Origin of the sequence: Streptomyces hokutonensis (assembly GCF_000376565.1) — a bacterium.
Taxonomy (GTDB): Bacteria; Actinomycetota; Actinomycetes; order Streptomycetales; family Streptomycetaceae; genus Streptomyces; species Streptomyces hokutonensis.
Genome location: NZ_BARG01000025.1, coordinates 34,695 through 48,446, shown reverse-complemented (window position 1 = coordinate 48,446; position 13,752 = coordinate 34,695). Strand labels below are relative to the sequence as shown.

Annotated in this window: 14 protein-coding genes; 6 read left to right on the top strand and 8 right to left on the bottom strand. The window is 71.2% G+C overall.

The genetic code is table 11. The features are described from left to right. Nucleotides 1–27 precede the first annotated feature (27 nt). The gene (locus tag SSP08S_RS14170; RefSeq protein ID WP_019068266.1) at nucleotides 28–981 is read left to right on the top strand and encodes a Ppx/GppA phosphatase family protein; all 954 of its coding nucleotides are present in this window, start codon (nucleotides 28–30) and stop codon (nucleotides 979–981) included. 68 nt (nucleotides 982–1,049) lie between these two features. Here SSP08S_RS14170 and SSP08S_RS55310 read toward each other — a convergent pair whose 3' ends face one another. The 3 genes from SSP08S_RS55310 to SSP08S_RS14155 all read right to left on the bottom strand — a co-directional run bounded on the left by SSP08S_RS55310 (nucleotide 1,050) and on the right by SSP08S_RS14155 (nucleotide 4,149). Continuing rightward, the gene (locus tag SSP08S_RS55310; protein WP_019068265.1) at nucleotides 1,050–2,105 is read right to left on the bottom strand and encodes a methyltransferase; all 1,056 of its coding nucleotides are present in this window, start codon (nucleotides 2,103–2,105) and stop codon (nucleotides 1,050–1,052) included. Further along, complete coding sequence (locus SSP08S_RS14160) at nucleotides 2,102–3,448, bottom strand: glycosyltransferase (protein WP_026178483.1); 1,347 nt, start codon at nucleotides 3,446–3,448, stop codon at nucleotides 2,102–2,104. Before SSP08S_RS14160 ends, SSP08S_RS55310 begins: the two co-directional genes overlap by 4 nt. 176 nt (nucleotides 3,449–3,624) lie before the next feature. After that, entirely contained in the window at nucleotides 3,625–4,149 is a 525-nt protein-coding gene (locus SSP08S_RS14155; protein ID WP_019068263.1) for a YceI family protein, read from the bottom strand. Nucleotides 4,150–4,407: 258 nt separating this feature from the next. Between SSP08S_RS14155 and SSP08S_RS55305 the strand changes: the two genes are divergently transcribed. Continuing rightward, the gene (locus tag SSP08S_RS55305) at nucleotides 4,408–4,875 is read left to right on the top strand and encodes a MarR family winged helix-turn-helix transcriptional regulator (protein WP_043259450.1); all 468 of its coding nucleotides are present in this window, start codon (nucleotides 4,408–4,410) and stop codon (nucleotides 4,873–4,875) included. Nucleotides 4,876–4,900: 25 nt separating this feature from the next. Here the strand turns inward: SSP08S_RS55305 and SSP08S_RS61705 are convergent, their stop codons facing one another. Further along, entirely contained in the window at nucleotides 4,901–5,596 is a 696-nt protein-coding gene (locus SSP08S_RS61705) for an SDR family NAD(P)-dependent oxidoreductase (RefSeq protein ID WP_019068261.1), read from the bottom strand. A gap of 135 nt (nucleotides 5,597–5,731) precedes the next feature. Here SSP08S_RS61705 and SSP08S_RS61700 point away from each other — a divergent pair, with 135 nt between their 5' ends. Continuing rightward, entirely contained in the window at nucleotides 5,732–6,658 is a 927-nt protein-coding gene (locus SSP08S_RS61700; protein WP_019068260.1) for a helix-turn-helix transcriptional regulator, read from the top strand. A 183-nt stretch (nucleotides 6,659–6,841) separates the two neighbouring features. On the opposite strand, the gene SSP08S_RS55295 is transcribed toward SSP08S_RS61700, so the two are convergent. Together SSP08S_RS55295 and SSP08S_RS14130 are read right to left on the bottom strand one after the other, a co-directional pair. Beyond that, the gene (locus SSP08S_RS55295) at nucleotides 6,842–8,317 is read right to left on the bottom strand and encodes an MFS transporter (RefSeq protein WP_019068259.1); all 1,476 of its coding nucleotides are present in this window, start codon (nucleotides 8,315–8,317) and stop codon (nucleotides 6,842–6,844) included. Between the two features lie 98 nt (nucleotides 8,318–8,415). Then, entirely contained in the window at nucleotides 8,416–9,660 is a 1,245-nt protein-coding gene (locus tag SSP08S_RS14130) for a DUF418 domain-containing protein (protein ID WP_043259449.1), read from the bottom strand. A 178-nt stretch (nucleotides 9,661–9,838) separates the two neighbouring features. Here SSP08S_RS14130 and SSP08S_RS14125 point away from each other — a divergent pair, with 178 nt between their 5' ends. Genes SSP08S_RS14125 through SSP08S_RS62535 form a run of 3 tightly spaced genes read left to right on the top strand, consistent with a single transcriptional unit; the run spans nucleotide 9,839 to nucleotide 11,812 of the window. Continuing rightward, a complete protein-coding gene (locus SSP08S_RS14125; RefSeq protein WP_019068257.1) occupies nucleotides 9,839–10,507 on the top strand; it encodes a response regulator in 669 nt (222 codons plus the stop codon). Continuing rightward, the gene (locus SSP08S_RS14120) at nucleotides 10,504–11,616 is read left to right on the top strand and encodes a sensor histidine kinase (RefSeq protein ID WP_019068256.1); all 1,113 of its coding nucleotides are present in this window, start codon (nucleotides 10,504–10,506) and stop codon (nucleotides 11,614–11,616) included. Before SSP08S_RS14125 ends, SSP08S_RS14120 begins: the two co-directional genes overlap by 4 nt. Before the next feature lie 19 nt (nucleotides 11,617–11,635). Next, on the top strand, nucleotides 11,636–11,812 hold the full coding sequence (locus tag SSP08S_RS62535) for a hypothetical protein (protein ID WP_019068255.1): 177 nt from the start codon (nucleotides 11,636–11,638) through the stop codon (nucleotides 11,810–11,812). Nucleotides 11,813–11,843: 31 nt separating this feature from the next. Here SSP08S_RS62535 and SSP08S_RS14110 read toward each other — a convergent pair whose 3' ends face one another. Beyond that, nucleotides 11,844–12,365, bottom strand: a complete 522-nt coding sequence (locus SSP08S_RS14110) for a hypothetical protein (protein WP_019068254.1) — start codon at nucleotides 12,363–12,365, stop codon at nucleotides 11,844–11,846. 42 nt (nucleotides 12,366–12,407) lie between these two features. Beyond that, complete coding sequence (locus SSP08S_RS14105) at nucleotides 12,408–13,487, bottom strand: ricin-type beta-trefoil lectin domain protein (protein WP_019068253.1); 1,080 nt, start codon at nucleotides 13,485–13,487, stop codon at nucleotides 12,408–12,410. Nucleotides 13,488–13,752: the final 265 nt, after the last annotated feature.

Genomic DNA, 13,752 nt, shown 5'->3' with positions numbered 1-13,752 from the left:
GAGCGCGGGGTCAGAGGAGGCGATGGGGTGCGGCAGGCAGGTGTGCTCGATGTCGGATGCCACAGTGCTCTGCTGACGGTCGTACGGCGGCGCCCGGGTGCGGTGCTGGAGCCGGTGTTCTCCCGCAAGGTGCGGCTGAGACTGCACGAGACCCTCGACCACAAGGGACGGCTGGACCAGGCCGGCGTGCACAGCGTCGAGCGGGCAGTGGCCGAGGCCGTCGCCGCAGATCCACGTCGGCGCGGACCGGAAGTGTTCGCCTTCGCCACCTCCGTCATCCGGGACGCCCCCAACCGTGACGCGATCATCGCGCGCGTGGCACGCACCACGGGCACCCGCCTGCGCGTGCTGACCGGCGAGGAGGAGGCACGGCTGGCCTACGTGGCCGCCCGCCGGTGGGCGGGCCCGGCGGCCGGTCCCCTGCTCGTCCTGGACATCGGCGGCGGCACCCTGGAGATCGCCTCCGGCACCGGAGACCAGCCCGACACGGTGTACTCGCTGCCGCTCGGCGCGCGCAGGATCACCCGGGACTGGCTGCCCGGCAACACCACACCGTCCCCGCGCCGCCTGGCCGAGATCCGCAAGTACCTGCAGCGATCCCTCGAAGCCGTTCCCGACCTGCCGCGGGCCGACCCCGGCGTGCGGGTGCTGGCCTGCTCGAAGACCTTCGAACAGCTCGCCCGGCTCGCCGCAGCCCGGGGCAAGGCGCCGCGAGCCGGACGGCAGTTGGCTCTGCCCCAACTGCGCGCTTCCTCCGCCCTGTTGGCCGGGGCGAAGCCGTCCCGCCGCGGCAAGCTGCCGGGCATCTCCCGGCACCGGGCCGAACAGTCCCTGGCCGGAGCCCTGATCGCTCAAGCCCTCATGGAAGCCTGCGGGGCCAAGCGCGTAGAAATCTGCCCCTGGTCCACCCGCGAAGGACTCCTGCTGGAACATCTCGACGCGCCCCACACCTCAACGGACCGCTCCCGCCTCGCCGGCTGAACCCCAACACTCCGCCCGGCGAGCGCCGCCCCCCTGCTTTCCTCCGAGCCCGGTGACCAGCAACGACTTCACATCGATCGCTGTGTGCCGGCCCCTCTATACGCCGGCCGGGCGACGGTCCCCACGACGAGGGCGTTCGCGCTCACCCCGGCGACCGGAACGCGTTCCACCGCAGCACATCCGGCCGCCCGCAGCCAGCGCTCGTACTCGGCGCCCGCGTAGTTCCTGCCATGTCGCGTCTCCACCAGCATCAGCAGGTTGAACAGCGCGGCAGGCGCGGGTCCCGACTCGTCGTCGTCCATCAGCAGTTCGGCGACGAGGATCCGGCCTCCGTCCGGGAGCGCCGCCGCGACCTTGTCCAGGATGACCTGGTTCTCCGCGGCGCTCCAGTCGTGCAACACCGACGACAGGAGGGCTACGTCGTGTCCGCCGGGCAGCTTCTCATCGGCGAAGAAGTCTCCGGCCACGCAGGTGATCCGGTCACTGAGGCCCGCCTCGGCGATCCGCTCCGCCGTCTGCTCGCACACGAACGGCAGGTCGTAGACCGTCGCTTCGAGCCTCGGATAGGCCCGGCACAGCTCGATCGTGAACGCGGCACCGCCACCACCGACATCCAGCAACCGCCGCACCGACCCGAAGTCGTACGCCTCGGCGACAGCCCGGGCCGTGTACGTCGACAGCGAGTGCATGCCCCGCCAGAACGTCCGCACCGTCACGGGATCGGCGTCGTCGAACAGCGAATCCCGCTGCGTGGAGTCCCATACGGTCGGTGCGTCGGTGTGCACCGCCTCGGCGAGACGCATCCAGCCCGCGTAGACCCGTTCGTCCAGCATGGTGACGAAATCGCCGAAGTAGTAGCGGGTTCCGGGGACCAGAAACTCGCGCGCCAGTGGCGAGGCCAGGAAGCGGTCCCCGTCCTTCTCCAGCAGCCCCAGGCCCGCGCATCCGGTGAGCAGCATCCCCGCCGGACGTGTCCGCAACTCCCGTGCGGCGGCGAACTCCTCGACGGTGATCCCGTCGCCCGTCGCCAGGCTGAACACGTCCAGCTGAACAGCGACGGCGAGTGTCTTGCTCGCGAACAGCCCCGAGCTGAGCTGCATCAGAGCGAAGGGTGCGACCGTCACAGCCCGTCCCCTTCCCGCCGCAGGCCGAGTCGTGGCTGCTCAACCGCCGCCGTGGCCCGCTCGACGATTTCGGCGATGGCGTCGAAGGGCCGGTACTCGGCGCACTGACTCCGGATCTCGCTCGCACGCCTGCGGTATCGCGGGTCGTTCAGTACGTCGTCCACGGCGGCCCGGACGGCGACCGCCTCGGGGCGGGCCGTGTGCAGGTTGACCCCGACGCCGGACCACTCGACCCGGGCGGCGACCTCGGGCTTGTCCTCGGTCTCACCACCGACGACGAGCGGGACCCCGTGCCGCAGCGCGGTCTGGACACCGCCGTAGCCGGCGTTGGTCACCAGGACGTCGGCGAGCGGCAGCAACTGCTCGAAGGGCACGAACCCGGCGAGGCGGACGTTGGCGGGAACCTGACCGTCCAGCGCCGCCCGGACCATGTCGGGGCCGTCGGGGCGTGCCGTCGCGGCCACGACGGTCGCGTCCGCGTCCGCCAGCGCACGGAGCGTGGGCACGAGGAGCTGGGACAGGTCGCCGTTCTCCACGGTGCCCTGCGTGACGACGACGACCGGCCGTTCGGAGGACAACTCCGCCCACCAGTCGGGGAGTTCGAACTCGCTGTCGACGGCGGCCGGCAGGGGCCCTATGAAGCGGAAGCCCGCCGGGGCGTCACTGCGCGGGTACTCGAAGGCGGGAACGGTCAGCTGAAGCAGGTGGTCGGGGACCGTGGCCATGGCATCGAAGAGGGGAGCGGGCAATGTGACGCCCATCGAGGTGAAGACGCCTTCCACGTACTTCTGCGGATCGGCGAAGAACGCGCCCATCTGGACGCGCATGTCGTCGTAACGGGCACGTTCCTCGTCGGTGGTGGGCGGGAGCAGCCCCGGCCCGAAGGGCGCGGTGTCCACGCTGCCGAAGGCGGGCGGCGCGATACCTATGTTCACCAGGAGGGGACGCCGACCGCGGGAAGCGCGCAGGGCCGTCGGCAGCGTCCAGAAGGACATCGGCTCGCTGATCACCACGGTCGCGGGGAACTCGGTGAGCAGCTCTTGGAGGCGCCTGTCGTGGATCGGCGCCTGGTCGGCCGCGAGGTGCTTGATGTCGAAAACGATACGGTCGAGCGGGGCGAGCTTCTCGCGCTCCTTGAGCTCGGCGTCCAGGGCGCCGACCGTGACGTCGACCTCCGCCGGGTGCGGGACGAACCGCGCCCCGGTCGCGCTGATCGGCTCTGCGAACTGGGCCCCCGTGTAGAAGAGAACCTCATGTCCGCGCTTCGTCAGGTCGGCCGCGATCGCCGCGAGGGGTACGACATGGCCCGGCACAGGGCCTGCCGTGACAATGATCTTTGCCATGGTCTCTCTTCCGGATGGGCAGAAAGGGGTCTTGGGCAAACCGATGGGGTACATGGGCAGTTCCGGCGGAACGCAGTACCTGAATTCGCCGTTCAGCCGGTACTGGGGCAGGCGGGTGCCTGCTCGAGCGACGCACGGGATTTCAGGGCGTCGAACGGTTCGCGTGCCGGGGCTGTTCAGGCCCTGTTGGCACGGGCGCTGATTTCGACGGACAGATAGCGGGCCGCCATGCCGCGCATCTTGGTGATTCCGAGCGCGTACCGGTCGATCGTCCCGTGGGCCGTGAAGACGGCCGACGAGCCCGTGACGTCGATGTCCGTCACCGTGAGATCGACGAGCGCCGGCTTGCCCTTCACCGTCAGGGTTCCCGAGACCGTGCAGCTGTCCGTCCGGCGCTGAATGCCGTTGGTCCGGAAGAAGATCGTCGGGTGGCGGCGGACATGGAGGAACAGGGAGGACCTCACCTGGGGGTCCCTGATGAAGTTCCGGGTCGAGAAACTCGAAGCGGAGATCTCGGCGTCCACGGTGGAGTCGTCGACCTGGTCGGGGACGACGATCACGCCGTGCGTCACAGTGAAGCGGCCACGGACCTTGCCGAGGCCGAACATGTGCCTGGTCGTGAAGGTGACGGTCGATGCCGAGCCGTCGATGATGTACCGCCCGGTCGGCGGCGCCTGGAGAGCGGTCGCGGAAGTCGACATGACATGGGTGCCCTTCGTCGAGTGGCGTGTCAGAACTGCCGCGAGCCGTGGGACGGCTCCCCATTCCAGCTGCGGCAACAGCCAACCTAGCAATCGATGTCTGCGCAGGCAAGTAACGTTGTGTGATGGCGGGGCTTCTATTCGGCACCAAGCGTGACGCTCTCAAATCGTTTGACCTGGAGCGGGGCGACGGCGGCCCCGGGCAGGTTGAGGTATCGGCATGAAATAGCTGCCTGCAACTGCAAGTATGCTGACGGCATGACGGATGGCCCACCCACGAACCTTCAGCCCTTGGACGATGTGGAGGAGCCGGCATGGCGAGATCTCGCCCGCTTCTTCGTGCTGGCGCCGCGGTACCTCGACGACGACTTGCAACGCGGCGCGAACATCTCACTCAGTACGTACAGTGCCCTGACGCACCTGTCCGAAGCACCCGATCAGGTACTGCGGGTCACTGAACTCGCCAACCGTGTCTACCTGTCGGGCAGCAGGACGACGCGTCTGGTCGACGCCCTCGCTGCCGACGGCCTGGTGATCAAGAGACGTTCCGCGGGTGACGCGCGGGGTGTCGAGGTCATCCTCACGGCGAAGGGGTTGGAGAGACTGCAGCGGGCCTACCCCGTGCACCTGGGCAGCGTCCGCGCGCGCGTCCTCGATCACGTCCCGCGCTCGACCCTGCCCGATCTCGCGGAAGCAATGCGGGCCATCGCCAAGGCGCTCGGCTAGCCGCAGAGGTCGGCTGCCTCGACGCTCAGACGCCGTTGAAGTGTTCGTCGGTGAATCCCGGCTTGGCGTCATCGATCGCCCGCCGGTACCGCTCAGCGATGTGCTCGGGGTCGAACGGGGTGCCCGGCTCCACCATCCCGTTGACCGTGAGGGTGAAGACCCGAATACCCTCGTCGGCCAGCTGGGTGCCCAGCAGGTTCGCGACCCCGCGCAGCCCCAGCTTGCCCAGGGACAACGTGGCGAGGCTCGGGTGCGGCTGGTCGGCCAGACCGCCACCGGTGAACAACAAGGTGCCGCCGCCGGCGGCTCGCAGGGCCGGCACCGCGACCTGGGCGGCCACCACCCCACCGACGACGTCGACCGTGTAGGCGCCCAGCAGGTCCTCGGGCGCGGCCGACAGAAGGTCGTCGGGCGTCAGCTGGGCAACGTTGTACAGCACGACGCCGGGCGGGTTCGGAGCCGCGTAGAGCGAGCCCAACGCCTCGCGCAGCTGCCCGGGGTCGGCCGCGTCGACGCGGAGGACGGCCACCTCGGCCCCGGTCGGGCGCAGGTCGGCGGCGAGTTCCTCGAGCTTGTCCCGGTGCCGGGCCGCCAGGGTCACGCGGTATCCGTCGCGGGCGAAGCGACGAGCGGTGGCGGCACCGATGCCGGGGCCGGCACCGATCACGAGCAGGTGGCGTGCGTCAGCGGGATGCGGCGCGGAGGACGTAACGGCGGACACGATGGGAGAGCTCCTTCTGAGCAGGGTGCACAAGGCCGATGGCCGTATCGTTTCCGCCTTCAAGACTGGTATCAAGTCACTGCTGATACTAGTTTCACGACTGAGTGGAGGCCGATCGGTCTCCGGAGGATCCTGATGGTTGTGTACACCGTGCCGCGGCCCGAGGAGCCTGCCGACCCGTCGCCCGATTCCGCCCGTGCCATCGGTCTCGAGAGCCGTGTCGCCTCCGACGGCGCGGCTGTGCGGCGCCGAGAGCTGGCCGTCTTCCTGCGCAGCCGGCGCGAGCGCATGTCGCCGACCGAGCTCGGTGTCATGGCGGTCACTCGGCGGCGCACCCCCGGTCTGCGCAGGGAGGAGGTCGCTCAGCACGCCGGGATGAGCGTCACCTGGTACACGGCCCTGGAGCAGGCCCGCGACGTACGCCCCTCGCCGCAGGTGCTCAACGCCCTCGCCCGCACGCTGCGCCTGGACCACGACGAGCGCCACCACCTCTACCGGCTCGCCGGTGCCGCGGACGACGCGGTGGTCGTGGAGTGCAACGCCGTGAGCACCGAGTTGCACGCGGTGCTGGACAAGCTCGACCCGTACCCCGCCTGCGTCCAGAACGGCAAGTTCGACCTGCTCGCCTACAACAGCGCGATGCGCCTGCTGATCACCGACCTCGACGAGGTGCCGATCGCACAGCGCAACTGCGTCTGGCTCACCTTCACCGAGCCCCGCTGGCGCGAGCGCGTCGTCGACTGGGAGCAGGCCGCTGCTCGCCAGGTCGCGAATCTGCGCGTCGCGATGGCCGAGCACGTCGACGACGGCCGATGGAAGGCGCTGGTTTCGCGGCTGCGCGCGGAGTCGCCGGAGTTCGCCGAACTGTGGGACCGGCACTCCGTCCGCGGAGTCGACGCCGGTGTGCCGCGCCGGATCGACCACCCGGAGGTCGGTCGGATGACCTTCACCGTCTCCAACACGTGGGTCGCGCCCGGCTCTACGACCCGGCTACAGGTGCTGCTCCCCGCGGACCCGGACACCGACGAGCGGCTGACCAGGCTGGTCGCCGACGCCGGCTGAGCCGGCCCCGCGCTCAGTCGGCCCCGTCGTCGGGTCAGCCCCCCGCTGCGCAGCAGACCGGCCGGAGCGGCATCGGCCACCGTCTCGCCGTTCGCCCCCCGGTCAGCGGCGCGTGCCCGACGATCAGCCGCGGCGGCGGATCAACCCGTTCTGGGCCACGCCACTCCTGCGGTCCGCGGGCGGTCACACATCGACCACGACCCCGGTCTCCCCCGGTCGCGCATTCAGGTGGGGCAGGGCGAACGAGCCGGCCGCGATCGCGAGCATGATCGCGGCCTGGACCGCGAGCGACACCACGAAGGCGGTGCCGACGCCGGTCTTCTCGAGCCCGACGAACAACGTGCCCAGTGTCGCCACCCCGAGCGCCAGACCGGACTGTTGCACCGTGGTGACCACACCGCCCCCGACCCCCACCAGATGCTCCGGAACGTCGAGCAGGATCAGCCGGAAGAGACAGGCGAAGACGAGCGCCTGGCCGGCCCCGGCCAGTACGAGTCCCGGTGCGAACGCCCAGTAGTCGGTGTACGGCCACGTGGTCACGGTGACCAGGACGAGCACCAGGAGGCCGAGGGCGACGGCCACCGCGGCGACGGCGACGACGCGACGAGCGCCGAACCGGGCGATGACGCGCGGCGCGGCGAGGGACCCGGTGAAGTAGGCGACCGCCAGCGGCAGAACCGCGAGACCCCCGCCGAGCACCCCGCTGTGCAGGCCCGTCTGGACGGTGAGGGCGAACACGAACATGAAGGCGCCGTAGGTGAGCATGAAGGGGAGGTGCATCGTGAAGCCGCGCCTCATCGACCGCAGCCGCAGCAGCGAAGGAGGCAACAGCGGAACCCGCCCGGCCGCCTCGGCGCGGCGTTCCACGACGACCGTCGCCGCCGCGAGCACCGGTACCAGCGCCAGCACGCCCCAGCTCCACGGAGGCCAACCGATCGTCGGTCCCTCCGCGAGCGGCACCAGCAAGGCCACCAGCGTCCCGGCGAACAGCAGCGTCCCCACCAGATCGAGCCCGAGCGGGTGCGGTGAGCGGGACGCCGGGACGAGACGCCGGGCCGCGATGAGGGCCACCGCACCGACCGGCACGTTGACCAGGAAGATCGGCCGCCATCCGGTGCCCGCGACGTCGGCGGTCACCAGCAGGCCACCGACGAGCTGGCCGACCACGATCGCCGCGCCCGCGGCCGAGCTGTACAGCCCCAGGGCCCGGTGCCGCCGTTCACCGCTCAGCGTCGCGTGGAGCGTCGCGATCACCTGGGGGACGACCAGGCCCGCCGCGACCCCCTGCAGGATCCGCGCCGCGAGCAGAACACCGATCCCGGGAGCCACGCCGCAGACCAGCGAGGTGAGCACGAAGGCGGACAGCCCTGTCAGCAGCATCCGCCGGCGGCCGATCATGTCGCCCAGCCGCCCGCCGAGAACCAGTGTCGCGGCATAGGCGGTCCCGTAGCCGGCGACGACGAGTTCGAGCGCGCCAGGACTCGCCGCGAGCGACGACTGGATCGTGGGGAGTGCGACGTTGACGATGAAGAAGTCGACCTGAGGCAGGAAGACCGCGGTGATCAGCACGGCGAGACCGGCCCTGGTCAGGCCGACGGCCGGCTGCGCGGAACCGCCCGCGCTTCGGACGGCGGCCGCAGAACGGGATGACGGGGTCATGGCCCCCATGGTCGGCGCCCTCAAGGCGGGCAGCCAGCAACGCCTCATCCTAGGAGTCACAGTGACCGGCACGAAGCCACCGGGTCCGGCCGGCGGGATCACATGATGCGGTCGGCGATGCGGGTCGTGCCGTGGAGCAGGTGTTCCAGCGGGCCGCGGCGGAACCGTCGGGTCCAGGCGGTCGCCAGGAGCAGGGAGGTGGTGATGAAGACGAACAGGGACAGCAGCGCCGGGCCTGTCGACTCCTCCATGCCGACGGCGCGGATGGCGAGGATGTGCAGGACGTAGGCGGTCAGCGCGGTCATGCCGACCGAGGTCACGGATGCGGTCAAGCGGGTGAGCCGGGGCAGCCGGTCCGTCGTCCAGAGGCAGAGGGCTACGACGGTGAGCGCGACGCCCGTGTTGCCGAGGATGGAGAACGTCGTCTGGCTGTGCGGTGCGGCCACCAGGAGCCAGGCGGCCGGGGTGTCGTCGCCGAGGTCTCCTACGGTGTCGGACCACCAGGCCGAGGATGCGGAACCGCCGTTCGTCGCCGCGCCGACCGCGGTGAGCGCGTGCGGGACGAGGTGCAGGGCCAGCCAGGAACCGCCGTAGCCGAGCACGGTCAGGGCGCCGCCGGTGAGGAGCAGGCGGGAGCGGAGCCCGGCCCGGGTGAGGTCGAGGCGGGCCAGTGCCATGCCCGCGACCATGAACGGCATCCAGGTGAGCACCGGGTACGCGCCGGTGAAGAGCAGGTCCATGAAGCCGTCGGTGCCGGTGACCCCGGCGAGTGGATCGGCGGCGACGACGGCGTCGGCCCAGTCGCCGCCCTCGATGGACTGCCGTACCGCGTACAGCAGTTGGGGCAGGACGAGCGCGCCGGCGGTGGCGACGGCCGCCAGTGTCCGGGCGCTCAGCCGGTGCAGCGGCAGCAGGAGGAGGAAGAGAAGGCCGTAGCAGGACAGGATCACGTCGACGTCGGTGTTCAGCGCGGTCAGGGCGTAGCCCAGTGCCATCAGGACGAGCGCGCGGACGACGATCCGGCCCACGGCCTGCCGCCCCGCGCGTCCGGTGCGGGGTTCCGGGCGACCGGTGATGAGCACCAGCGAGAACCCGGCGAGCAGCGCGAACAGGGCGGAGGAACGGCCGCGTGCCAGCTCCATGGCGAAGCCCAGTGGCCCGCCGACGGCGGGATCGGGGCCGACGTGCGCGGCGTACATGCCGAGGACCGCGAGTCCGCGGGCCAGGTCGACGGCGACGAGCCGTCCTGTCGGCGGTGTGCGGGAGGGCGGCGGGGGGTCCGGTGTGTGCGAGGGCGGTTGCGGGGGCGGGTGGGGTAAGACCGGCGGCGCTGGTTGTGTCATGTGCTTCAGGATCGGGCGCGGCGGGCTTCCCAACCATCCGGCAGCTGACCGGAGTTGACCCCGCCGATCGGCGGGGCACCCCCGCCGAGGGGCGGCGCGCGGAAGCACTCGCGGAACCGCTGGGCGGATCCCGGCGTCGTAGCGGTCCGACAGTGATCGGGCGGGGAGCGGTGCGCACATGATCCGGGTTCTGGTGGTCGACGACGAGGCCATGGTCCGTACGGGCTTCCGGCACATCCTCGATGCCGCGGACGACATCGAGGTGGTGGCGGCCGTGTCCGGCGGCGCGGCGGTCCGTACCGTGCGGGAGACGCGTCCGGACGTCGTGCTGCTCGACATCCGGATGCCGGACGTGGACGGGCTCACCGTGCTGGCCGAACTGCGCCGCATGGCGGAGCCGCCGGTGGTCGCGATGCTCACGACCTTCGACATGGACCAGTACGTGGCGGCGGCCCTGCGCTCCGGCGCGTCCGGCTTTCTGCTGAAGGACACCGATCCCGAGCAACTGCCGTATCTCATACGTTCCTTGGCCGACGGCGGGGTCGTCCTGTCGGCCAAGGTCACCCGTACCGTCGTCGGCGGTTATCTGGACGCCGATCCGCGCGGCCCGGCCGCCCTCGGCATCGGCCGGCTGACCGAGCGCGAGCGGACCGTGCTCGTCCTGGTCGCCGAGGGGCTGTCCAACACCGGGATCGCCGAGCGGATGCACCTCAGTTCCGCGACGGTCAAGGACCATGTGAGCGCCGTCCTGGCCAAGTTGGAGGTGGGCAGCCGGGTCCAGGCGGCGCTGCTCGCCGACCGCGCCGGCCTGCTCAGGGAATCGCCGCCGGCGCCGGAGGGCCGATGACTCCCCGCCGCCCGCCCGCTCCCTGGCTCGACGCCGCGCTGCTCGCCGCCGCCCTGCTGGACGTCTGGGTCCACGTCGACCCCGGCGACCGTATCGCCATGGCCTGCGCCCTGCTGGGCGCCTTCTCCCTCGTGCTGCGTCACCGACTGCCGCTGCTGACCTATCTGTTGGCGCTGCCGGCCACCTTCGTCACGGACTCCGTGTTCGCCACCCTCGCCGCGCTGTACACCCTGGCCTCGCTCTCCCGCCGCCGTGTCCTGCTGGCCGGCTGCGCGGCGGTGTTCACGGTCGGCGACACCACGGCGTGGTCGTGGCCGGTACCGGAGTTCGCCGACCCGACGGACGCCTCGACGCTCATCACGATCACCTACAGTCTGGCCACGGCGACGGCCCCCGTCTTCCTCGGACAGCTCGTCCAGGCCCGGCGCGAACTCGGACTGCGCCTCACCGAGATCACCGAGGCGCGCGAGCACGAACGCCGGCTGCTCGCCCAGAACGTGCTGGCCAAGGAACGCGCCCAACTGGCCCGGGAGATGCACGATGTCGTCTCCCACCAGGTCAGCCTGATCGCCGTACGGGCGGGGGCGCTCCAGGTGGGCAACCGGGACCCGGAGACGAAGGAGGCCGCGGCCGACATCCGGCGGCTCGCCGTGCGGACGCTGGACGAACTGCGGCACATGGTCGGCGTGTTGCGCGCCGCCGGCAGCCGCCCCACCGAACTGACGCCGCAGCCCTTGCTCGCCGACCTGCCCCAACTGGTCGACGGCAGCGGCATCGAGGCCGAACTACGGGCCGAACTGCCGCAGGAACTCCCGCCCGCGGTGCAGCGCGCGGTCTACCGCACCGTCCAGGAAGCGCTGACCAACATTCGCAAGCACGCTCCCGGTTCCAGGGCCGCGATCCGGATCGGGCAGCAGGACGGGACCGTACACGTCGTGGTCGTCAACTCCGCCCCGCAACGCCCCGCGCTCCCCCTCCCCGGCTCCCACCACGGCCTGGTCGGCCTGCGCCAGCGTGCCGAACTGCTCGGCGGCAGCGTCAGCGCGGGCCCCACGGCCGACGGCGGCTACGAACTGCGGCTGGAGTTCCCGGTGCGGGACGCGTCCTGAGGCGGCTGGTCGGCCGGGCGTGTTCACCGCCCCCGCGATGCTCCCGCTCCTCGCGCGGCTCGCCGAACCGGCCTGCGCAGGCGGCGCCGTCGACCGTGACCGGGCGGACGAGTGGCTCGCGGAACAGCGTCGTCGTGCGGAGGCGGGCCGCTTCCTCGTCGCGATTCCGTTCTTCGTGGCGTCCGCGTCCGCCTAGGCGGTGTATCGGTTTCTGTGATCCTCGGCCGTCACGCCGTGGGATCCACGTTCCACGCGGCGGGCAGATCGCTGCCGCAGAAGACGCAGACGAAGTCGTCCTCACGCACGATGTTGTGTTCCCGGCAGTCGGGGCACCGCCGGAACACGACCTCGTAGGTGAAGCCGGAAGGCCTCCGGAGCTCCGCAGCATCCAGTGAACGGGCCACCTCCGCCCAGGAGTTGACGTCCGGGCAGTACCCGGTGGACTGGTTGCTGACCTCGCTCACGGTCCACCGGCCCGCCTCGCACAGGAAGCTGATCTCGCCGGCGCCCAGAACCATGTCCCCGCCGGCACAGGCCACGTGCTCGCTGCGCCGGGGCGCCAGCCTCAGCGCGCCGTCCATACCGACCACGAACGTGAACGGCTCGGTCAGCTCCGCCACGGACTGCTCCACGATCCAGCCGGCGAAATCACTCGCCGAGCCGATCCGACGCCCGCCGCCACCAGGCCGCACCGCGGCCTTCAACTCGGCCGGACCGACGTATCGGTAGCCCCGCCCCCGCGTGCCCACGTCAGCCAACCTCTCCGGACAACACACCCAGGGGATGTGCCGTCAGCCCGTGCTCCACTTCTGGTTGTCCCCGCCGGTACAGCTCCACAGTTGCAGTTCCGCGCCGTTGGCGGTCCCCGCGTCCGTGACGTCGACGCACTTGTCGGCCTGGATGTTGACGAGATCGTCCGCGGCGGTGAGCCGGAACCGCTGGGCCCCGGTGCCGTTGCAGGTGACGAGCTTGATCCACGCGCCGTCCGACCGCGAACCGCCGTCGACGTCCATGCACTTGCCCAGAGCGCGAACCGTTCCGTCCGCCCCCAACTGCCACTTCTGCCGGGCGGCACCCGTGCAGTCCCAGATCTGCAGGCGGGTGTGGTCCACCGGCTTGCCTCCGGTCACGTCGATGCAGCGGCCGGAGCCGTGCCCCCGGAGCAGAACACCCTTGGCAGCGGCGGCGGAATCGGCGGCCGGCGAGGAACTCCCGGACGGCGCAACGCCGTTCTTGGTGCCGGCCTTCGAACTGGCCGTGGCATCAGCGGTGTTCTTCCCTGATGCCGACGAACCGGCCTTCGGGGTCGGCTGCCGGGTGGAGTCGGCTTCAAGTGCGGAGGATTCACCCGACGGCGAGGCGGAGTCGGACGAGTCGGTCACGCCCTCGTTCTGTCCGCTGCCCCGGACGGTGTCCGATCCGGTGCCGGCCGCCGAACGTCCCTTGCCGTCGTCGTCCATGAGGAAGAGGGTGCCGGTCAGCAGGACGGCGGCGGTTGCCGCGACGGCGAACAGCATCCGGCGGCGGCGCTGTGCGGGTCGGGGGACGGAGCGGCTCGGGGCGGGTGTGGCGCCGGCGCGGCGGTCGGTCAGATCGCCTGCGAAGAGGTCGGTACGTCTCCCTAATGTCCCGGCGTCCGGCGCGCGCTCCGTGGATGCCGCGAACTCGGCCGCCGCCGCAGACATGGGCGGCGGAGGCGCGGACCCGGGGTCGGAGGCGGGAGCGGGAGCGGGTCCCAGCGCGGCGGCGGCCTCGGCGATCGCCGAGGGGCCCCTCGACCGGCGTGGCAGGGGCAGCGGCGCGGTGTCGGGCTGGTCGGTCCGGGCGGCCGTGGCGGCCTCCCCCGTCGGATCCTCGGAGGAGGCCGTCATGTCGTCCTTCCGGTACTGGGGCGGTGAATTCCTGCGCGGCCGCTACGACGTCGAAGTGTCGAAGACGTCGTGGTCGTCCGCGGTCGCCTGCGCTGGTCCGCGATGGCCTTGAGCGGGCGCCGGCGATCACCGTCCTCACGCTCGAGGGCGATTCTGTCGTGCTCACGACCGCCTGTGCAAAGGGCGACACGCGGGGGCCGTCCGGTGCGGGAGATTCGCGGAGCTTGGTGTGCAGGAGCCCGGTGTTTGCGTGGCCGAACGTGCA